This window comes from Metabacillus sp. YM-086 (assembly GCF_048059995.1).
In the GTDB taxonomy this organism is placed as follows: Bacteria; Bacillota; Bacilli; order Bacillales; family Bacillaceae; genus Metabacillus; species Metabacillus litoralis_B.
In genome coordinates, this window is the sequence record NZ_JBLUOI010000079.1 from 1 (window position 1) to 21272 (window position 21272).

The 21272-nt window shown below is 35.2% G+C and carries 25 protein-coding genes and 2 rRNA genes; 25 read left to right on the forward strand and 2 right to left on the reverse strand.

Annotated elements, in window-relative coordinates:
* Both ACEWK1_RS23015 and rrf read left to right on the forward strand, forming a co-directional pair.
* Positions 1–185 (forward strand): 23S ribosomal RNA (locus tag ACEWK1_RS23015); the annotation flags it as partial.
* 207 nt (positions 186–392) lie between these two features.
* Positions 393–508: ribosomal RNA gene (gene rrf, locus ACEWK1_RS23020) — 5S ribosomal RNA — on the forward strand.
* Positions 509–1007: 499 nt separating this feature from the next.
* Here rrf and ACEWK1_RS23025 read toward each other — a convergent pair.
* The gene (locus ACEWK1_RS23025; protein WP_121664109.1) at positions 1008–1211 is read right to left on the reverse strand and encodes a sigma factor G inhibitor Gin; all 204 of its coding nucleotides are present in this window, start codon (positions 1209–1211) and stop codon (positions 1008–1010) included.
* Between the two features lie 225 nt (positions 1212–1436).
* On the opposite strand from ACEWK1_RS23025, the gene ACEWK1_RS23030 reads away from it, so the two are divergent.
* The 10 genes from ACEWK1_RS23030 (at position 1437) to rsmI (ending at position 8677) form a co-directional block, all read left to right on the forward strand.
* Positions 1437–2864, forward strand: coding sequence for an aminotransferase class I/II-fold pyridoxal phosphate-dependent enzyme (locus ACEWK1_RS23030; protein ID WP_212138707.1), 1428 nt, complete (start codon positions 1437–1439; stop codon positions 2862–2864).
* Positions 2865–2870: 6 nt separating this feature from the next.
* Entirely contained in the window at positions 2871–3500 is a 630-nt protein-coding gene (gene tmk / locus ACEWK1_RS23035) for a dTMP kinase (protein ID WP_212138706.1), read from the forward strand.
* An 82-nt stretch (positions 3501–3582) separates the two neighbouring features.
* Positions 3583–3912, forward strand: coding sequence for a cyclic-di-AMP receptor (locus ACEWK1_RS23040; RefSeq protein WP_121664112.1), 330 nt, complete (start codon positions 3583–3585; stop codon positions 3910–3912).
* A 50-nt stretch (positions 3913–3962) separates the two neighbouring features.
* Positions 3963–4403: a YaaR family protein gene (locus tag ACEWK1_RS23045; protein WP_121664113.1), complete on the forward strand. Its 441-nt coding sequence runs from the start codon at positions 3963–3965 to the stop codon at positions 4401–4403.
* Positions 4404–4418: 15 nt separating this feature from the next.
* Positions 4419–5411 (forward strand): DNA polymerase III subunit delta', encoded by a 993-nt coding sequence (gene holB / locus ACEWK1_RS23050; protein ID WP_212138705.1) that lies wholly within the window; start codon positions 4419–4421, stop codon positions 5409–5411.
* Positions 5412–5413: 2 nt separating this feature from the next.
* Positions 5414–6241, forward strand: coding sequence for a PSP1 domain-containing protein (locus tag ACEWK1_RS23055; RefSeq protein WP_098795117.1), 828 nt, complete (start codon positions 5414–5416; stop codon positions 6239–6241).
* A 13-nt stretch (positions 6242–6254) separates the two neighbouring features.
* Entirely contained in the window at positions 6255–6629 is a 375-nt protein-coding gene (yabA, locus tag ACEWK1_RS23060; protein ID WP_098795116.1) for a DNA replication initiation control protein YabA, read from the forward strand.
* Positions 6630–6776: 147 nt separating this feature from the next.
* Positions 6777–7526 (forward strand): tRNA1(Val) (adenine(37)-N6)-methyltransferase, encoded by a 750-nt coding sequence (locus ACEWK1_RS23065; protein ID WP_121664116.1) that lies wholly within the window; start codon positions 6777–6779, stop codon positions 7524–7526.
* An 18-nt stretch (positions 7527–7544) separates the two neighbouring features.
* Entirely contained in the window at positions 7545–7793 is a 249-nt protein-coding gene (locus ACEWK1_RS23070; protein WP_212138704.1) for a GIY-YIG nuclease family protein, read from the forward strand.
* Positions 7794–7798: 5 nt separating this feature from the next.
* Positions 7799–8677, forward strand: a complete 879-nt coding sequence (gene rsmI, locus ACEWK1_RS23075) for a 16S rRNA (cytidine(1402)-2'-O)-methyltransferase (protein ID WP_212138703.1) — start codon at positions 7799–7801, stop codon at positions 8675–8677.
* 106 nt (positions 8678–8783) lie between these two features.
* Here the strand turns inward: rsmI and ACEWK1_RS23080 are convergent, their stop codons facing one another.
* On the reverse strand, positions 8784–9074 hold the full coding sequence (locus ACEWK1_RS23080; protein ID WP_121664119.1) for an AbrB/MazE/SpoVT family DNA-binding domain-containing protein: 291 nt from the start codon (positions 9072–9074) through the stop codon (positions 8784–8786).
* Between the two features lie 585 nt (positions 9075–9659).
* Here ACEWK1_RS23080 and metG point away from each other — a divergent pair.
* The 13 genes from metG to ACEWK1_RS23145 all read left to right on the forward strand — a co-directional run.
* Entirely contained in the window at positions 9660–11645 is a 1986-nt protein-coding gene (gene metG / locus ACEWK1_RS23085) for a methionine--tRNA ligase (protein ID WP_212138702.1), read from the forward strand.
* 231 nt (positions 11646–11876) lie between these two features.
* Positions 11877–12647 (forward strand): TatD family hydrolase, encoded by a 771-nt coding sequence (locus ACEWK1_RS23090; protein WP_212138701.1) that lies wholly within the window; start codon positions 11877–11879, stop codon positions 12645–12647.
* A 343-nt stretch (positions 12648–12990) separates the two neighbouring features.
* Complete coding sequence (locus ACEWK1_RS23095) at positions 12991–14076, forward strand: G5 and 3D domain-containing protein (protein WP_251406737.1); 1086 nt, start codon at positions 12991–12993, stop codon at positions 14074–14076.
* 190 nt (positions 14077–14266) lie between these two features.
* Positions 14267–14824: a ribonuclease M5 gene (gene rnmV / locus ACEWK1_RS23100; protein WP_121664123.1), complete on the forward strand. Its 558-nt coding sequence runs from the start codon at positions 14267–14269 to the stop codon at positions 14822–14824.
* The gene (gene rsmA / locus ACEWK1_RS23105) at positions 14824–15702 is read left to right on the forward strand and encodes a 16S rRNA (adenine(1518)-N(6)/adenine(1519)-N(6))-dimethyltransferase RsmA (RefSeq protein ID WP_212138700.1); all 879 of its coding nucleotides are present in this window, start codon (positions 14824–14826) and stop codon (positions 15700–15702) included. The genes rnmV and rsmA overlap by 1 nt, the downstream gene beginning before the upstream one ends.
* A gap of 222 nt (positions 15703–15924) precedes the next feature.
* Entirely contained in the window at positions 15925–16806 is an 882-nt protein-coding gene (yabG, locus tag ACEWK1_RS23110) for a sporulation peptidase YabG (RefSeq protein ID WP_121664125.1), read from the forward strand.
* A gap of 431 nt (positions 16807–17237) precedes the next feature.
* Positions 17238–17507 carry a biofilm formation stimulator Veg gene (gene veg, locus ACEWK1_RS23115; protein ID WP_026562427.1) on the forward strand — a complete coding sequence of 90 codons (270 nt, stop codon included), beginning with the start codon at positions 17238–17240 and terminating at the stop codon, positions 17505–17507.
* A 153-nt stretch (positions 17508–17660) separates the two neighbouring features.
* Positions 17661–17852 (forward strand): small, acid-soluble spore protein, alpha/beta type, encoded by a 192-nt coding sequence (locus tag ACEWK1_RS23120; RefSeq protein ID WP_098795105.1) that lies wholly within the window; start codon positions 17661–17663, stop codon positions 17850–17852.
* A gap of 246 nt (positions 17853–18098) precedes the next feature.
* Positions 18099–18968: a 4-(cytidine 5'-diphospho)-2-C-methyl-D-erythritol kinase gene (gene ispE, locus ACEWK1_RS23125; RefSeq protein WP_121664126.1), complete on the forward strand. Its 870-nt coding sequence runs from the start codon at positions 18099–18101 to the stop codon at positions 18966–18968.
* A 59-nt stretch (positions 18969–19027) separates the two neighbouring features.
* The gene (gene purR, locus ACEWK1_RS23130; RefSeq protein WP_121664127.1) at positions 19028–19888 is read left to right on the forward strand and encodes a pur operon repressor; all 861 of its coding nucleotides are present in this window, start codon (positions 19028–19030) and stop codon (positions 19886–19888) included.
* A complete protein-coding gene (ridA, locus tag ACEWK1_RS23135) occupies positions 19875–20249 on the forward strand; it encodes a 2-iminobutanoate/2-iminopropanoate deaminase (protein ID WP_121664128.1) in 375 nt (124 codons plus the stop codon). Before purR ends, ridA begins: the two co-directional genes overlap by 14 nt.
* Positions 20250–20548: 299 nt before the next feature.
* Positions 20549–20839: a septation regulator SpoVG gene (spoVG, locus tag ACEWK1_RS23140; RefSeq protein WP_026562422.1), complete on the forward strand. Its 291-nt coding sequence runs from the start codon at positions 20549–20551 to the stop codon at positions 20837–20839.
* A 299-nt stretch (positions 20840–21138) separates the two neighbouring features.
* A partial coding sequence (locus tag ACEWK1_RS23145) for an NTP transferase domain-containing protein (RefSeq protein ID WP_416636697.1) occupies positions 21139–21272 on the forward strand: 134 nt, incomplete at its 3' end.

The following is a 21272-nucleotide window of genomic DNA, read 5'->3' on the forward strand; positions in this document are numbered from 1 at the left end:
CTGGGTAGCTATGTGCGGAAGGGATAAGTGCTGAAAGCATCTAAGCATGAAGCCCCCCTCAAGATGAGATTTCCCATAGCATTAGCTAGTAAGATCCCTGAAAGATGATCAGGTTGATAGGTCAGAGGTGGAAGCGCGGTGACGTGTGGAGCTGACTGATACTAATCGATCGAGGACTTAACCTAATAGAAAAGCGGAAGAAGCTCCGCTCAAATCCATAGGGAATTGGTGCGATCGAGATGAAGTCGTTTTTTGACTTCTTCGAGAGAGTGAAATTACCGTAGGATTTGGCTTCTGGAGCTGGACAAAGTAAGAGTGTAAACTCAGTAGAGTGAAGTTGAATTGTGAATCGTTATCTAGTTTTGAAGGAACATCCTTCAAACTAAATATTATTTGGTGATGATGGCGAAGAGGTCACACCCGTTCCCATGCCGAACACGGAAGTTAAGCTCTTCAGCGCCGATGGTAGTTGGGGGTTTCCCCCTGTGAGAGTAGGACGTCGCCAAGTAAGATGAGAAAAGATCAGTAGAGATGCTGGTCTTTTTTTGTGAAGTTATAAAATGAAATGTTGAGGGTTGTAGAAATCTGTAGAATCGAAGATAAAACCTTAATAATCGTAGATAAAGTACCCAGAATCGAAGATAAAACTTTAATAATCGTAGATAAAGTATTCAGAATCGAAGATAAACATAAAAACCACATCTAAATTGTCTATGGAAGTGAATCTGTAGCTCTAGCCTTAAGCAGAAAACCTGTGTTTACACAGTAATCACAAGCTAAATGAAGCTAAAAATTTCAAAATAACAAAGAAAACTCTGTAAAAAACAAAAAAAGAGCATATCACAAAGAATATGCCCTTCATCTATTCACCTTGCGTATCAACTTTATTTCTAACCAACATTATTCTACAAAATCCGGGAAGTGACAGGCACCACCTCTCAAAATCCGGGAAGTGACAGGCACCACCTCTCAAAATCCGGGAAGTGACAGGCACCACCTCTCCACCTCTAAGAATAAAGCGGCGGGTTTTTCACTCTTCTTAATTTTTCTAAGTAGTATTGGTATTTAGGGTCAGATGTTTGTGTGTTTGTTATGTTTTTTTCACATTCTACACATATGAAACTCGTATAGAGATGAATTCCTGTTTCCTTTTCCTTGTCACATATAATGCAAGTTTCCCCATTTAAATGTTGTAAACTAGTAGAATTCATATTCTCCACCTCCATACCTTTTATTTTGACCAAAAGTTTATTATTGTATACACAATTATGAATTTAATTATTTTTGTTATCCGTATAATATGTATTGGGCGCTTATCTGTGATTGTTAATCATTGATTTTTTAAAAAGTATAGCTGTACATATTTTCTTCGGTCGATAAGGAAGTTAAGTATTGTTATAATTAGTTTATAGATAATAAAGGACGATGATTATAATATGAAAATGCCTCTTTATTCGGCTTTGCAGAAGCATGCTGAGAGGAATTCTTTATCATTGCATGTGCCGGGACATAAAAACGGGACAGTAATGTTAAAACAAATGGAGCAGGTTTATAAGGATATTTTACGTTATGATGTAACTGAGTTAACTGGTTTGGATGATTTACATGATGCTAAAGGAGTCATAGCTGAGGCACAACAGTTAACGGCAGAGTTATATGGAGTTGAAAGGTCTTATTTTTTAGTTAATGGATCAACCGTTGGAAATCTGGCGATGATACTAGGATCTTGTCTAGAAGGTGAGGAAGTTCTAGTCCAACGCAATTCACATAAATCAATTATACATGGCATTCAGCTTGCTGGAGCTACCCCTATATTTTTATCACCAAAAGTGGATGAAGATTATCAAGTTCCTAGTTATATTGAATGCGACAGGGTAAAGAAGGCAATCTCCCTTTATCCAAATGCGAAGGCCTTAATCATAACGAATCCTAACTATTATGGATTAACAGTTCATTTAAAAGAAGTTATAGAATTTGCACATAAATATCATATTCCTGTACTAGTGGATGAGGCACATGGCGCCCACTTTATAGCTGGAAATGGATTTCCGATGTCAGCGATAGAGGCTGGTGCTGATGTTGTTATTCATTCTGCTCATAAAACTTTACCGGCAATGACAATGGGGTCGTATCTACACTTTAATAGCAAGCTTATAGATAGAGAAAAGATAGAATTTTATTTATCGATGCTACAAAGTAGTAGTCCGTCATATCCTATCATGGCATCATTGGATATGGCTCGAGCTTATCTAGAAAGAACCATAAAAGAGGAAGCACAAGTTGACATTATAAAATCTACAGAAATAATAAAACAGCAGATTAAGGCACTGAATTATTTGGACGTGATTGAAACGAATGATAAACTTATACATTCAGATCCTTTGAAAGTCACAATTCGCTCTACAAATGGATTATCAGGTTACGAGCTACAGAGTTATTTAGAACATCATGGAATATTTACAGAGTTAGCTAATCCTGATCATGTTTTATTTATTTTGCCACTTGCAAGTGATTGTTCATTAGGTGAAAAGTTAGCATCAATCCAACCTCCACCAAACAATGCAAAGTCGAACATGAATCAGAAAGTTTGGAGAGAGTTTGAGGAAATTGGCATACATAGATTAGAAAGATCTTATTCATATTTAAAAAAATGTGAAAAGCAAATAGTTATGTTAGAGGAAGCAGTTGGACATTTTTCTGCGGAGTCAATCATTCCATATCCGCCAGGTATTCCTTTTATTATGATAGGACAAACGATTACAGCTGATTTGATAGATCGCTTAAAAGAACTACTCCAATCAGGTGTAAACATTCAAGGTGACAGTAATATTAAACAAGGCAAAATAAGTATCTATAAGAGGTGACATTGTTTGAAAGGCAAATTTATTACATTTGAAGGTCCAGAGGGAGCAGGAAAAACTTCTGTCCTTGAGGAATTGATGAAAGACATAAAAGTTATCGAGACAGAAGCTGTTTTTACAAGGGAGCCTGGTGGTATCCATATTGCTGAGAAAATAAGAGAGGTTATCTTACATAAAGATCATACTGAAATGGATCCTCGAACAGAAGCCCTGCTTTATGCTGCAGCGAGAAGGCAACATTTAGTTGAAAAGGTTATTCCTGCAATCGAGTCCGGTAAAGTCGTTTTTTGTGATCGATTTATTGATAGTTCATTGGCGTATCAAGGGTATGCAAGAGGATTAGGAATTGATGAAGTGTTTTCAATAAATGAATTTGCGATTAATGGATTAATGCCTGATCTAACTTTTTACTTTAAAATTGACCCTGAGGTAGGGCTTCAGAGAATAGCAAAAAGTTCAGAAAGAGAAAAAAATCGTTTGGACTTAGAAAATATATCGTTTCATCGGAAAGTACAGGAGGGATATCAAAAAGTTCTAGAAAGATTTCCAGACCGTATAATTGTGATTGATGCTGAAAAATCAATTGGTGAAGTAGTAAATGACGTAAAAACAGCATTAAAAAGGGTGATTTCTTTTTAAGCATAAGCTATCATGAAATTACCATTAAACAAGCAATGATTCACATAGATGGACATGTTACAATAAAGGGAGGCTTCTATATATGAAGTTAATTATTGTTGTTGTACAGGACCAAGATAGTAATAAACTCTTAAATGCACTTACTGAGCATAATTTCCGTGTTACAAAACTATCAAGTTCAGGTGGATTTCTTAAATCCGGTAATACAACATTTATGATTGGTACTGAGGATATTAGAGTTGATAAAGCATTGCAAATTGTTAAGGATAATTGTAAGTCGAGAGATCAGCTTGTGGCACCAGTTTCACCAATGGGTGGAAATGCCGACTCATTTATTCCATACCCTGTTGAAGTAGAGGTTGGAGGAGCAACTGTTTTCGTTCTACCTGTTGAACAATTTCATCAATTTTAAGATTGATTTAGATAATGTCTATATGGCCTTATAAGCCATGGAGGTATATGATGAAGATAAGTCAGGATATAAGATCTACCTTGGATAAAAGAGGAATGGAACAGAAGGTAGCTCAAGCATCTTCAAAGGGCTTCCAAGACCTCATTGTCAAGCAAGGTAATAAGCTACAAAATGATCAGCTAACGAAATTGTTGGCAAATATAGATGATGCAGGCCGAAGGTTAGGAAAGTCAAGAAACTTCAGTGATTTGTCAAAGTATAAGCTTTTAGTTAAAAAGTTTATTCATGAGGCTGTTGAATACGGAATGAATATGAAGCAGTCAAGAAGCTGGGATTATAATGGAAACAGCCGTTCTTTAAAAATTATTGAACAGGTTGATGAGTTATTAATAAATCTTACAGATGAAATGATGAGTAAAGAAAGTTCATCAATTGATATTCTTGCAAAAATAGGCGAGGTTAAAGGCTTACTTGTTAACCTCTATACGTAGAGAGTGATGAGTAATATGGACAAAAACTGGCAAGAACTAGTCACATATCAACCGCGTGTGATGAAGTTATTAGCAAATAGTATTCAAAAACAACGGTTAGCACATGCCTATTTGTTTGAAGGAAAGAAAGGGACAGGCAAGAAAGATGCTGGAATTCTTTTAGCAAAAAGTTTCTTTTGTGAAAATCTTCAAACCTATGAACCATGTGATAACTGTAAAAACTGTAGAAGAATAGATTCAGGAAATCACCCTGATGTTCATATTGTAGAACCAGATGGATTATCAATAAAAAAGGGACAAATTCAAGCTTTGCAAGAAGAGTTTTCTAAGTCTGGAGTAGAGTCCAATAAAAAGCTTTATATGATTATCCATGCTGATAAAATGACTGTTAATGCAGCTAACAGCTTATTAAAGTTTTTAGAAGAGCCTAACGCAAACACAATTGCCATTCTAATAACTGAACAGTATCATAAAATATTAAATACAATTCTTTCAAGGTGTCAGCTATTATCCTTTCACCCACTACAGCCTATTGCAATCCAAGAAACCCTTGAGAAGTCAGGAGTAGCGAAGCATATTGCCGCATTAGTGTCGCAACTAACAAATGATCTTAATGCTGCATTGGACTTAACAAAAGATGATTGGTTTGCGCAGGCTAGATTGAAAGTGATAAAATTGTATGAGGTCCTTATCACTCAAAAAGGACAGGCACCATTATTTATACACACGGAGTGGATGAACCACTTTAATGATAAAGATAAGCAAGATACAGGGTTAGACTTGCTATTATATTTATATAAAGATGTCTTATCTATACAAATAGGTAATGAAGAAAACATTATTTATCATGACATCATTCAGCAAATAAAACAGCATGCCCTTCAAATGACCCAAAGAAGTGTAACAGAGAAGATTACTTCTATATTAGAAGCTAAAAAAAGGCTTCATGCCAATGTGAATCCACAATTACTTATGGAGCAATTGGTTTTAACATTGCAGGAGGGATAAGTTTGTATAATGTTGTAGGTGTTCGCTTTAAAAAGGCGGGCAAAATATATTATTTTGACCCTAATGGTCTTCATATAGATGATGATGATTTTGTCATTGTTGAGACAATTCGAGGAATTGAATATGGAAAAGTTGTTTTAAATAATAAAAAGGTAGAAGAAAATGATGTTGTTTTGCCTTTAAAAAAGGTGATTCGTCTTGCTGATGAAAAGGACCGTTTAATGGTTCAGGAAAATCAAGAAGCAGCATCAGAAGCCTATCATGTGTGTCAGAAAAAAGTGTCAGAACATGGACTAGATATGAAGCTAGTTGATGTTGAATATACATTTGATCGCAATAAGGTCATCTTCTACTTCACTGCAGATGGTCGTGTTGACTTTAGAGAATTAGTAAAAGACTTAGCAGCTATTTTTAAAACCAGAATTGAACTACGACAAATTGGTGTACGTGACGAGGCAAAAATGCTTGGTGGCATAGGGCCTTGCGGACGTATGCTGTGTTGTTCTACTTTTCTAGGGGACTTTGAACCAGTCTCTATTAAAATGGCAAAGGATCAAAATTTATCTTTAAATCCGACGAAAATATCTGGTCTATGTGGTCGTCTTATGTGCTGTTTAAAGTATGAAAATGATGAATATGAATCGGCAAAAGAACAGCTTCCGGATTTAGGAGAAATGATTGAAACACCTAATGGACAAGGTAAAGTCGTTGGTTTAAATATATTAGAGAAAATATTACAGGTAAACCTAGTGGAACAAGAACGCGTGGTTGAATACACTTGGGATGAATTGCAGAAAGAAGGCGTAGTTCCAATGCAATCCACAGATTAATGAGGTGGCACAAGTGGATAAGAAGGAGATATTTGAATCTGTCAGCAGTATGGAAGAGCAAATCGGATCTCTATATACTCAATTAGGTGAATTAAAGCAGCATCTGGCTGAACTTATTGAGGAAAATCATCATTTACAAATAGAAAATGAGAACTTGCGCCGACGCTTAGATTCAACAATAACAAATACAAAAAGTACGGTAAAAACAAAAAAGACAAAATCAAAAGAAAAACAGCAAAAAAAGCAGAATTCAGTTGATATAGGTGAAGGGTATGATAATTTAGCAAGACTGTATCAAGAGGGCTTTCATATTTGTAATTTACATTATGGAAGCATTCGCAAAGATGGTGATTGTTTATTTTGCTTATCATTCTTAAATAAGAAATAATAAACTGACTCATATTGATTATGTGTCAGTCTTTTTTTTACTATTAGAAAGTATAGAAAAGTGAAGGCTATCATCATAATGGCTTGGAGTTGAGCCAACTTTATATAAAGCACACAATAGAGCGCTTAAAAAGGAGCATAGAGAAAGATGGTTAAGTTAATAGGTGACGAAAGATTGGATTATTTATTAGCTGAAAATCTAAGAATTATCCAAAGTCCAACAGTTTTTTCCTTTTCATTGGATGCTGTATTACTTTCTAGATTTGCATATATGCCTATTCAAAAAGGAAAGATCATTGATTTATGTACGGGTAATGGGATTGTCCCGCTTATTCTTAGTACAAGAACAAAAGGAAATATCGTAGGTGTTGAGATTCAAGAAAGACTTTATCAAATGGCTATAAGAAGTGTTGAATATAATAAGTTAGAAAATCAAATTAAGCTAATCCATGGTGATTTAAAAGACATGCCAAATGAACTTGGATATGGAAAGTTTGATGTTGTGACATGCAACCCTCCTTATTTTAAAACTCCTGCTAAAGATAAACAAAATCTTAATGAGCATCTCGCCATTGCAAGACATGAAATTTTATGTACATTAGAAGATGTGATAAGAGTATGTAGTCAACTTGTAAAACAAGGCGGAAAAGTTTCAATAGTTCATAGACCAGGGAGATTAGTTGACATAACAGAGCTAATGAGAAAATATGGGGTAGAGCCGAAACGGATACAATTTGTTTATCCAAAACAAGGAAAAGAAGCAAATACACTCTTAATTGAAGGAATAAAAGGTGGACAAGCTGACTTGAAGTTAATGCCTCCAATCTTTGTGTATGATGAGAATCATGAATATACGCCGGTTATAAAGAAAATATTATATGGATCTGAGAACGGTTAACACTAAGGAGAAGGATAAATGGGGAACCATTATTTTTATGTGTTAGAGTGCAGTGATGGAAGCTATTATGCTGGATATACAGTTGATTTAGAAAAACGAATTCAAAAACATAATGATGGAAAAGGTGCAAAGTATACGAGAGGAAGAACTCCTGTGAAACTTTTATATTCTGAGGAGTATGACTCCAAAGGCGATGCACTAAGGATGGAAATTAGTTTTAAAAAGTTAACAAAGGAAAAAAAGAAACAATACATAGAGAGCAGGTAATAAATATGATAAAAACTCAAAAAAGCTTTCAACAAGAAGAAAGTGAAATCGGAAACTTGTATTTAGTACCGACTCCGATTGGAAATCTTGAGGATATGACATTTCGAGCTATTAAGGTGTTAAAAGAAGTAGATTTAATTGCAGCTGAAGATACAAGACAATCAAAAAAATTATGTAATCATTTTGAGATCTCTACACCTATTTTTAGCTATCATGAACATAATAAAGAAACTAGTGGAAATCGTGTCATTGAGTATTTACAGCAAAATAAGAATATAGCTTTAATTAGTGATGCGGGAATGCCAACCATTTCAGATCCTGGAAGTGAATTGGTGAAACAAGTCCTGGAAATAGGAGGAAAGGTGATCCCATTACCGGGTGCTAACGCAGCATTAACAGCTCTAATTGCATCAGGTATTACACCTCAACCGTTTTTCTTTTTTGGCTTTTTAGATCGACAAAAAAAAGAAAAAAGAAATCAATTAGAGTCACTACGTATTCGAAAAGAAACGATTATTTTATACGAGTCCCCGCATCGCCTAAAAGAAACATTACAGCTTATGCATGAAAGCTTAGGAAATCGTACAATCTGTTTATCGAGAGAATTAACTAAGAAATTTGAAGAATTTATACGCGGAAGCATAGAGGATGTAATGAAGTGGACAGAGGAAACAGAAATCCGCGGAGAGTTTTGTATCATTATTGAAGGCACTAGTGAAGAGATACTTATTGAGGAAGACATTTGGTGGGATTCACTGTCTATGAAAGAACATGTTGAACATTATATAAACGAGGGTTTATCATCTAAAGATGCGATTAAAAAGGTTGCAACTGAAAGAAAGATTCAGAAGAGAGATGTTTATCAAGCATTTCATGTAGAATAAAAAAGGGATCAATCATGATCCCTTTTTTACTATCAGGATTAAAAACTAAGTGTATTAACAAAGTTACTTATCTGATTATATATAAATCTTAATCTAAAGATTAGAATTATTTATTATTAATTAATTGGTTTTGAATTTCAGATAAAATTAGTTCAGCACCTTCACGGCTTAAAACTAATTTACCATTAGCTAACGCTAGGTTATCATCAGAAACTTCACCAGTAATTTGGCAAGTCATATTTGGTTTGTATTTCTTTAAGATGATTTTATCATCATCAACATAAATTTCTAATGCATCCTTTTCTGCAATTCCAAGTGTGCGGCGAAGCTCGATAGGGATAACAACACGCCCTAATTCGTCAACTTTACGTACAATTCCTGTAGATTTCATTTTAATGATCTCCTCTCAATCTATATATGCTCTATATTTTTGATAAACTTCGTCAATATTCGACAAAAAATGATTTGAATTAAGCATATCAGTGTTTCCAATAAACGTCAATCATTTTTATTATATTTCCATGTAAAAATATAGGGGAATCTTTTCAGAAAACTGATATAACAAGGTTTATCTAATTAAATACCCAGAAAATATGTAATTAAAACCTATAAATGGAATATAATTGATATACAATTTGTTACAAAAAGCACGATTTCTCAGTTGGTGTTTCGACAAAGTCCTGTATGTTTTCGACAAAATTCAATAGGCACATGTCGAATGAGGGAAATAGAAAAACTTTAGGTATATATTCTTGATATTAAGGGCTAAGATGGTATCATAAAGAGTATGAAAAAGTTTGAGGTGGATAGGTTAGTATTGTCAACCTACCTGAGTACATAAAAAACCTAATGAAATCACAGGACTTGATCAAATGAATATTATGTTGAATAAACCATACTAAATCGCTCTCGTCCTTAGGGGCGAGGGCGTTTTTGCTAGAAATACTACATAATAGTTATTTAGTTTTAAGGAGGTTACATAATGGAAAATAATCAAAAAACATTTTATATTACCACTCCTATTTATTATCCGAGTGGAAAACTGCACATTGGACATGCTTATACAACAGTAGCAGGAGATGCAATGGCGCGTTATAAGCGTATGCGAGGCTTTGATGTTATGTATTTAACAGGAACGGACGAGCATGGTCAAAAGATTCAACGAAAAGCAGAAGAAAGTAATATTACACCTCAAGCATATGTAGATGGAATTGTATCAGGAATTAAAGATCTTTGGAATAAAATGGACATTTCATACGACGATTTTATTCGTACTACTGAAGAACGTCATAAGGTTGTTGTTGAAAAAATATTTTCTAAACTTGTTGAACAAGGTGATATTTATTTAGATGAGTATGAGGGCTGGTACTCAGTTCCGGATGAAACGTTTTATACAGAACTGCAGTTAGTGGACCCAATTAAGGAAAATGGGAAAATTGTTGGTGGTAAAAGTCCGGATAGTGGTCATCCAGTCGAATTAGTTAAAGAAGAATCTTACTTCTTTAAAATGAGTAAGTATGCAGACCGCTTGTTAGCTTATTATGAAGAAAACCCTGAATTCATTCAACCAGAATCAAGGAAGAATGAAATGGTTAATAACTTCATTAAACCGGGTCTAGAAGATTTAGCTGTATCTCGCACAACATTTGATTGGGGAGTAAAGGTACCTGGCGATCCAAAGCATGTTATATATGTTTGGATAGATGCACTTTCTAATTACATTACAGCTCTTGGTTATGGTACAGAGAATGAAGAGAAATATAAAAAATATTGGCCGGCTAACGTTCATATAGTAGGAAAAGAAATTGTACGCTTCCATACAATTTATTGGCCAATTATGTTAATGGCACTAGATTTACCTCTTCCTAAAAAAGTATTTGCTCATGGTTGGTTGCTAATGAAAGACGGTAAAATGTCAAAATCAAAAGGTAATGTTGTTGATCCTGTTACCTTAATTGATAAATATGGCTTAGATGCACTTCGTTATTATCTTCTAAGGGAAGTACCTTTTGGATCTGATGGAGTCTTTACTCCGGAAGGATTTATAGATCGTGTTAATTATGATTTAGCAAATGATTTAGGAAACTTACTAAATCGAACAGTAGCAATGATTGATAAATACTTTGAAGGTAAAGTTCCAACATATAATGGTTATCAAACAGAGTATGATGAACCTCTAGTGAAAGCATCACAAGATATGCTTAAGAAGTATGAAGATTCAATGGAAAGAATGGAATTCTCTATTGCCCTTTCATCTTTATGGCAATTTGTTAGCCGAACAAATAAATATATTGATGAAACGCAACCATGGGTATTGGCCAAAAACGAAGAAGATCGTGAAAAATTAGGTTCTGTCATGGTTCATCTTGCAGAATCATTACGAGTCATTGCTGTACTATTAAAGCCATTCTTAACTGAAACACCAGTGAAGATTTTTAGTCAGCTTGGTATAGAGGATCAGGATCTTCAAAATTGGGATAGCCTTACTTCATTTGGACAAATAAAAGGAACAAAAGTGAATAAACAAGCTCCAATTTTCCCTCGACTTGAAGTAGAGGAGGAAGTTGCCTATATTAAGGAGCAAATGAAAGATTCTGCACCAGTGGAAGAGAAGAAAGAAGAAGTAGCAGCTCCTGAAACAATGGAGGAAATCACAATTGATGACTTTATGAAGGTTGATCTTCGTGTAGCAGAGGTCATTCATGCTGAACCTGTGAAAAAGGCCGATCGTTTATTAAAAATTCAATTAGATTTAGGCTATGAAAAAAGGCAAGTAGTATCTGGAATTGCAAAGCACTATAAGCCAGAAGATTTAATTGGTAAAAAGGTGATTTGTGTTGTGAACTTAAAGCCAGTAAAACTACGTGGTGAGCTTTCTCAAGGTATGATCTTGGCAGGTTCACAAGGTGATATGCTCTCAGTAGCCACAGTTGATGCTGATCTTCCTAATGGTTCGAGGGTAAAATAATAAGTTTACATTAAAAAATGCTTAATAATGAAGTAATAGTTGAAATATCCTGTGGATAGCACAAAGGGAGGTATACAGTCCAAGAGCTGTTTTCTCCCTAAGGATGTTTCATTCTCGAATAATAAACATGATATTTGTCTAAAAAGCAAAAAAAATGGGTGTTCCACGTGTAACAATTTGTTGAACACCTTTTTGTTTTGTCGAATAGAATGAGAAAGGGAGTTAGTTATCGTGCTTTTTGATACACATGCACATTTAAATGCTGTGCAATTTGAGGAAGATTTAGAAGAGGTTATCGAACGTGCAAAGAGTGAGGATGTTTCACATATTGTTGTTGTAGGTTTTGATCATGAAACGATTAAAAGAGCAATGGAGTTAATAGAACAGTATGATATGATGTATGCTGCAATCGGCTGGCATCCTGTAGATGCAATAGATATGACCGAAGAAGATCTAAGTTGGATTAGGGATTTATCACAACATCCTAAAGTAGTTGCTATTGGAGAAATGGGATTAGATTATTATTGGGATAAATCGCCAAAAGAGATACAAAAAGAAGTATTTAGAAAGCAAATTCAGCTAGCAAAAGAAGTGAATCTGCCAATTATTATTCATAACCGTGATGCAACTGAGGATGTCGTGAAGATATTACAGGAGGAAAACGCTAGTGAAGTTGGAGGAATTATGCACTGTTTCACAGGTAGTTTAGAGGTTGCAAAACAGTGTATGGAGATGAATTTCTACATTTCATTTGGTGGACCAGTGACGTTTAAGAATGCAAAGAAACCAAAGGAAGTAGTCAAAGAAATTCCAATGGACCGGTTATTAATTGAAACAGATTGCCCTTATTTAACTCCCCACCCATACAGAGGAAAACGTAATGAGCCGAGTTATGTGAGATATGTGGCTGAACAGATTTCTGAGTTAAGAGGAGTAAGTTTTGAAGAAGTTGCAGGAAAAACGTCCGACAATGCAATGAGAGTATTCGGCATAACTCGATAACGAACGTTGTCGAGTTATGGAAGAGCTTGTCCACTTAAAGGATAAATCAATCAGTTCTACATGTCTATTTTTCCTCATAGTATATCTTTGTCGATAACTCTTGCTTCACTTTTTTCATAATTTTAAGCATAATTATGATTACGTTGGAAAAATGAGACAACGTTAGAAGGGTTGACAAGAAGAAAGATACTCTATATAATCCACGAGGAAGAAGGAGGCGGTTTTCATTTTAAGCAAAAATGTAAAAAAGCTGTTTTCCGAGAAAGTCTTAAAAAACAAATTTGTCCTTTCCGCTACTAGTTTACTAGTATTGGGAACAGGTACTGCATTTGGTACATACGAGATGACGAAAGAAACAGTCTTACTTACCGTAAACGGTAAAGAGGAGAGAGTTCGTACTCATGCAGAAACTGTAAATGATTTGCTAGAAGAAAGAGATATAGATACAAGGAAGGAAGATGACATATTACCTTCAGTCGATCAAAAGATTAAAGATAATATGGAAATCACCTATAAAGCAGCAAAGCCAATTAAAGTTGCAATGGGTGATGAACGAAGGACAATTTGGACAACAGCGGATACAGTAAAAGAACTGATACAACAAGAAAACCTGGATGTCACAGAGCATGATCAAATTAAACCAGCTTTAGATACAGTAATAGAAAGCGATTTGTCATTAACAATTGATAAAGCATTTCAGATTACACTAAATGTTGGCGGAGAAAAACAACAAGTATGGACGACTTCGACTACTGTCGCTGACTTTTTAAAAAATCAAAACGTTAAATTGAATGAATTAGATAAAGTTGAACCGGCTCTGACAGAAGAAGTAGCTGAAAAGAGAGATATTACGGTTACACGGGTAGAAAAAGTCACCGATGTAGTGGAAGAACCAATAGCCTTTGATGTTGTAACGAAAAAAGATAACAACATCGAAAAAGGAAGTCAGAAAGTGCTTGAGTCCGGTAAAGAAGGAAAGCAAGAGAAACATTTTGAAGTCATTTTGGAAAATGGAAAAGAAATTTCTAGGAAACTACTTAAAACAGAAACAGTCCAAGAAAGTGAAGATCGTGTGGTTGCCTTAGGTACAAAGGTAGTGCAACAAACAAGCACTGTATCTCGCGGAAATGATTCTGTTGCAAGGGAATTTTATGTAAGTTCAACAGCATATACAGCAAGCTGTAATGGCTGTTCAGGTACAACAGCTACAGGTATTAATTTACGTGCCAATCCTAACGCTAAGGTAATTGCAGTTGATCCTAATGTGATTCCATTAGGAACTAAGGTTTACGTCGAAGGCTATGGATATGCAGTTGCTGGAGATACAGGTTCCGCTATTAAAGGGAATAAAATTGATGTATTCTTCCCTTCAAAATCAGCTGCCTATCGATGGGGTTCGAAGAGAGTAAAAATAAAAATTTTAGAATAGATCATAACAGAGGATGTTTAGTCCTCTGTTTTTTATTTTTTATTACTTAGCTGTAAACCTTTTGTTCAAACTCTGAGCATTGTATACTGTTTATATTCTCTTTAGGTAAGAATAGATACTAACAATGAAGTTCTTCACTACATAAGACGTAATAGCAGTTAAAAAAGTTTCAAGTTTTTTGGAGGAAATAATGAAAATAAAAGAAATTATTGTTGTTGAAGGAAAAGATGATACAACAGCCATTAAACGAGCAGTTGATGCCGATACAATAGAAACAAATGGCTCATCGATTGGAGATGCTGTCATTGAGCAAATAAAGCTCGCACAACAAACGAGAGGCGTTATTTTATTCACAGATCCCGATTTTCCAGGGGAGAAAATTAGAAAAACAATTGCTGAGCTTGTTCCAGGATGTAAGCATGCATTTTTACCAAAGAATGAAGCAAGACCAAAGCGAGGAAAGGGCATTGGAGTAGAACATGCTTCCATCGATGCCATCCAACAGGCACTTGAATCTGTGAAGGAAGAGATGACAGAGTTTGTAAGTGAGATTGAGTTTGAGGATTTATTAGATGCAGGCTTAATAGGCGGAAATCAAGCAAAAGATCGACGAGAAAGACTAGGGATACTATTAAAAATTGGTTATACAAATGGAAAACAACTTCATAAAAGGCTGCAGATGTTTCAAATCAGTAAAGCGGAATTCATTCATGCAGTAAAGAAGATTCTACAGGAGGAAACTAAATAATGATAAAAGATATCGCAACTCCAGTAAGAACAAAAGCCATTTTAGAAAAGTATGGATTTTCTTTTAAAAAAAGCTTAGGTCAAAATTTCTTAATTGAACCAAATGTCCTTTCAAGAATTGTAGATCATGCTAATGTGACAGACAAAACAGGGGTTATAGAGATAGGTCCTGGAATTGGTGCATTAACTGAGCAGCTTGCACGAAGAGCTAAGAAGGTAGTAGCCTTTGAAATAGACAAACGCCTTCTTCCAATCTTAAATGAAACATTAAGCCCATATGAAAATATAACAGTTATTCATCAGGATGTATTGGAAGCTGATTTGAAAAAAGCAATTGAAGAAAATTTTAGCGATTGTGAAGAGATTATGGTTGTGGCAAATCTCCCTTACTATGTAACAACACCAATCATTATGAAATTGCTAGAAGATAAGCTTCCTCTTAAGGGAATTGTTGTTATGCTTCAAAAGGAGGTAGCAGACAGAATATCAGCCGCTCCATCAACAAAGGAATATGGATCACTTTCGATTGCTGTTCAATACTATACAGAGGCTAAAACCGTTATGACAGTGCCTAAGACAGTGTTTGTTCCGCAACCTAATGTAGATTCAGCTATTATCCGATTGTTAGTAAGAGACAAGCCTACTGTAGAAGTGGAAGATGAAGACTTCTTTTTCAAAATTGTAAGAGCGAGTTTTGCACAACGAAGAAAAACTCTTTTAAATAACCTTGTTCATTTTATTCCAAATGGCAAGGAATTAAAAGCAAAGATCGAAGAAACATTGGAGCATGTTGAGGTTGACGGAAAAAGGAGAGGAGAGTCTCTTTCTATTGAGGAATTCGCCAAATTAAGTGATGCATTAGCAAAGGTTGTAAAATAAATAAAAAAGCAGAAGATCCAGGCAAAATAAGTCACGATCTTCTGCTTTTTACTTTGCTTATATCCCCATGATATAAATCACCAAAAGCAAAAAACTACATAGGCTAGAAAAGGATACATTTTATACATGGTAAAAGATTACTTGAAGTGTATAAGAGATCTCGAAGCCTGATTAATGGGTAAATAAAGTGTTCAGGTGAATCATTCATTGGAGTGATATAACATGCAAGTAAAAATCGGAGATGTTGTAGTAAGAAAATCCTATAACTTAGATTTGTTATTTAGAGTGATTGATGTCATTTCATCTGCTTCAGGAGAGCAGATTGCAATTTTACATGGTGATGAAGTGAGATTAATAGCTGATGCTGACTGTAGTGATTTAGTTCTTGTAGATGAGGCAGAGAGAAATTCCCGAAAGCAGAGAGAAAAAGAACGAATTGATCAATCTTATCATTTATTTAGGCAGGATTATCAGCTTCTAAGGGAAAAGCAGGAGTACTATGCAACATCCAGCTATAGCCACAATGAAGAGTTTTTCCATATGCCGGGGAGAGTCCTGCATGTTGATGGAGATCCACTTTATTTACAAAAGTGCTTGGCTTTATATGAGAAGATTGGTGTACCGGTTAATGGTGTTCACCTTAATGAAAAAGAGATGCCGGAAAAAATCACAGAGCTCCTATCAAAATATCGACCTGATATATTAGTTGTGACCGGACATGATGCATACTCAAAACATAAGGGAAACATTGACGATATCAATGCCTATAGACATTCCAAGCATTTTGTTCAAACTGTCCGTAATGCAAGAAATAAGGTACCACATCTTGATCAGCTTGTAATCTTTGCTGGGGCATGTCAGTCTCACTTTGAATCTTTGATACGTGCAGGGGCTAATTTTGCAAGCTCTCCTTCAAGAGTAAACATTCATGCACTAGATCCTGTATATATTGTTGCTAAAATAAGCTTTACTCCTTTTGTAGAAAGAATAAATGTATGGGAAGTCCTTCGTAACACATTAACAAGGGAAAAAGGTCTTGGTGGTGTGGAAACAAGAGGAGTATTAAGAACAGGAATGCCGTATAGAAAGCCAACAACACAATAAACTTGCGCCGCTTACGTATCATATGTAAGTGGCTTTTTCTGTTTTTGTAAAACGTCCTGTTGTTTGTGGGGCTCAATGTGGTTTTTAAGGAGATTGAAATGATGAATCTTCAAGAAATTTTTTGATAAAATTCTATAAGATTTTTAATGGAGGTCATTATTTGATATTCAGTATTTTTTAAGATTTTTCTATAAAAATAACCCGTACACAGAGGGAAATGAGATAAAAAATGAACGTTTGAAAAGAAAATTATAAAAAACATTCATTTTCATACATAAAAGAGGGAATGATTGTTCAAACTAACCATAACAAAGTGAGAATTTTGTTGAAAACATTTTATTGACAGTAGTGAAAAATTACTGTTATAATTTTAATTTTATTTGACTTACATAGGCGGAAGGTTGTATAATCATATTAGTGAGGTGGATGCAATGGGAAAAACTCTAACGGATATTAAAAAGTCCTTGGATGGTAATCTTGGCAGACGACTAACTCTTAAAGCTAATGGTGGTCGTAGAAAAACGATAGAACGCTGTGGTGTGCTAGCAGAAACCTATCCATCTGTCTTTGTTATTGAGCTTGATCAAGATGAAAATTCATTTGAACGAGTATCTTACAGCTATGCCGATGTATTAACCGAAACAGTGCAATTAACATTTTTTGAAGATACAACAGGTTCGTTTGCAGTTAGTGGACAGTAGACATCAATGTTTACTGTTTTTTCTTTTGTCTAAAAGTGACATATTAACGTTTTCATTACATATATCTTTTGTTTTATGCAAATACTAAATAATGCCGCAGTACTATCTCTTTCTTTTACATTCCAAGCTTATCCTTTGAAAGGTGTGGTCGACATGGGCAGACGTCGTCGTGGAATGATGTCGGAAGACTTTAAATATGAGTTAGCAAAAGACTTAGGTTTTTACGATACAGTAAAAGAAGAAGGCTGGGGAGCTATTCGATCACGGGATGCTGGTAATATGGTAAAGCGTGCAATTGAATTAGCACAACAACAGCTTGCCCAACAAAATAATGTAAATCAGTAATGATAGCGGCGGGGCTGGCTAAAATTACTCACTTATTCAGTTTTATAAGTGAGGTTTTGGTCAGCCCTTTCTTTCTATATGAAATTTACTATAAATTCTAGCTTTTTTGAATTAGTGACATAATCGTGGTCAATGATAGTGAAAACTGTTTCATTTCAACTGGAATTGTCGAAAAAGGCAATACAATACCTGCTTTTGTGGTACAATGTTGATACAATTTTTAGATCGTTTAAGTAGGTGATGACAATGCGTGTATTAGAAAAAGCACCAGCGAAAATAAATTTGTCACTTGATGTACTAAAGAAACGTGACGATGGCTTTCATGAAGTTAAAATGATTATGACAACAATAGATTTAGCTGATCGGGTTGAACTTATTGATCTACCTTACAATGAAATTCGAATTGTATCACATAATCGTTTTGTGCCAGACGATCAAAGGAACTTAGCCTATCAAGCTGCACGACTTTTGAAGGAGCGCTATCAAGTTAATAGAGGTGTTTCCATATCTATAACAAAAACAATTCCTGTTGCAGCAGGGTTAGCTGGTGGAAGCAGTGATGCTGCAGCAACTTTACGTGGCTTAAATAAGCTATGGAGTCTTGGGCTGACTCTTGATGAATTGGCTACACTTGGTGCGGAAATTGGTTCTGATGTTTCATTCTGTGTATACGGAGGAACGGCCTTAGCAACAGGTAGAGGAGAGATTATTCATCATATAGATCCACCTCCACATTGCTGGGTTGTGTTGGCGAAACCAACGATAGGGGTTTCAACAGCTGATGTTTATAAGAATCTAAATCTCCAAAAAATAAAGCATCCTAATGTTGAGGGAATGATAGATGCTTTACATAAAAATGACTATGATCAAATTTGTACACTTATGGGAAATGTATTAGAAAGTGTTACTTTACGAATGCATCCGGAGGTGGCTAACATAAAGGATCAAATGAAAAGGTTTGGCGCAGATGCCGTATTAATGAGTGGAAGTGGACCAACAGTCTTTGGCTTGGTTCAATATGAATCGCGTTTGCCACGAGTTTACAATGGATTAAGGGGTTTTTGTGATCAGGTTTTTGCAGTAAGAATGCTTGGTGAACGAAACATCCTTGATTAAATACGGATATTAAGTTATATTTACAATAATAATATTCGGATTTTGGAGGTTGCCAGTTCATGAAATTTCGTCGTAGTGGTCGACTTGTTGATATGACAAACTACTTGCTTCATCATCCACATTCTTTAGTGCCGTTAACCCATTTTTCTGAAAAGTATCAATCTGCTAAATCCTCTATAAGTGAAGACTTAACCATTATTAAAGAAACTTTTGAGCAGCAAGGAATAGGAACGTTGTTAACAGTTCCTGGTGCAGCTGGTGGAGTCAAATTTATACCAAAGGTTGCGATAAGTGAAGCAAAGCAATTTATTGAAGAACTTTGTGAATTTATTGCAAAGCCGGAGAGGCTACTGCCGGGTGGATACTTATACTTAACTGATTTATTAGGCACTCCTTCTATTGTTAATAAAATAGGCCGGCTTTTTGCAACTGTTTTTAGTAACAGGAAGATCGATGTTGTTATGACTGTTGCAACAAAAGGGATTCCATTGGCTTATGCAGTAGCAGCACAACTGGATGTACCGGTGGTTATTGTAAGGAAAGACAGTAAGGTAACAGAAGGATCAACTGTAAGTATTAATTATGTTTCAGGCTCATCTAAGCGTATTCAAACCATGCTGCTAGCTAAACGAAGCTTAAAAGAGGGATCTAATGTATTAATCATAGATGACTTCATGAAAGCAGGAGGCACCATAAATGGGATGGTAAGCCTTCTTGAGGAGTTTAAGGCAAAGGTAGCAGGGATCGGTGTTTTAGTCGAGACAGAGGGCGTTGAAGAGCGGTTGGTGGATCAATATGTTTCACTAGTGAAATTAGCTGATGTCGACGTTCGTGAACGAAATATCCAAGTAACAGACGGAAGTTACTTCCAAATTGTTAATGAAGAAAAGATTGGAGAGGATTTGAATGAGAACAGTTAGTACAAGCAATGCACCAGCAGCAATTGGACCATATTCACAAGGAATTATTGTTAATAACGTATTCTACAGCTCAGGTCAAATACCGTTAACAGCTGAGGGAGAAATGGTGACAGGTGATGTTGTTGAACAAACACATCAAGTGTTTCAAAATCTGAAGGCTGTACTTGAGGAAGCAGGTGCTTCTTTAGAAACGGTTATTAAAGCAACAGTCTTTCTTCAGGATATGAATTCATTTGTTCCGTTTAATGAAGTTTATGGTCAATACTTCTCGGAGCATAAACCAGCCCGTTCATGTGTCGAAGTAGCAAGACTACCTAAAGATGCATTAGTTGAAATAGAAGTTATTGCGTTAATTAAATAATATCTTTTGCCAATCACAAACTGTGATTGGTTTTTTTGTTTTGAGAATAGTTAAGAGGTTCTATCAATGAAGATGATTGGAGCGGAAATTAACAGGTTCAAAAAAGGAAATGTCGATAAAAATTTCTTTATAAAATTGGTATTCTTTTTAAATGAAGGAAGAAATTGTTGGTTTTCACTATTTTTTGTCAATAAATTTGCCCAAAAATAAAAAAATTTCAAAATAAGGGAGGAATAATAAAAAAAACGTTGAATTAAGTAACTAAAGTTTTTCATATGGGGGAAAAGGTGGTGAACAGAATGGAAGTTACAGACGTAAGATTACGCCGCGTAAATACCGAAGGACGTATGAGAGCAATTGCCTCTATTACGTTAGATCATGAGTTTGTTGTACATGATATTCGCGTAATTGATGGTAATAACGGTCTCTTTGTTGCGATGCCAAGTAAGCGCACTCCTGACGGTGAATTCAGAGATATTGCACACCCTATTAATTCTAGTACACGCGGAAAAATTCAAGATGCTGTATTAGCCGAATATCATCGTTTAGGTGAGTTAGAAGTAGAATTTGAAGAAGCAGGTGCTTCATAAAATAAAGATAAGAACTTTGCCTAATTGGGCAAAGTTCTTTTTATTTTGTCATTATCACAAGTTAAGAACAACCAACCTCTCCATTATCCCACTTACCATCTACTTTTCAGACTTTTTAAAAATAATGAACTTTCCTGTCACAAACGTGCGAAAAGCAAAACTTATGCTAAAATTAGAAATATCGTGTACTTTTTTTTGTTGTCTTGAAATAGGACTTATTTTAAGATATATTTTTTATGGATAAAAAGGTGTACTATTATAAACATTCTATAGATTACTTCTAATTGGGGGCCTAAATAATGGATAAACGGTATGCAGTAATTCTAGCTGCAGGTCAAGGCACAAGAATGAAATCTTCTTTATATAAAGTATTACATCCTGTTTGCGGAAAGCCTATGGTTCAGCATGTTTTAGATCAAGTGTCACAACTAAC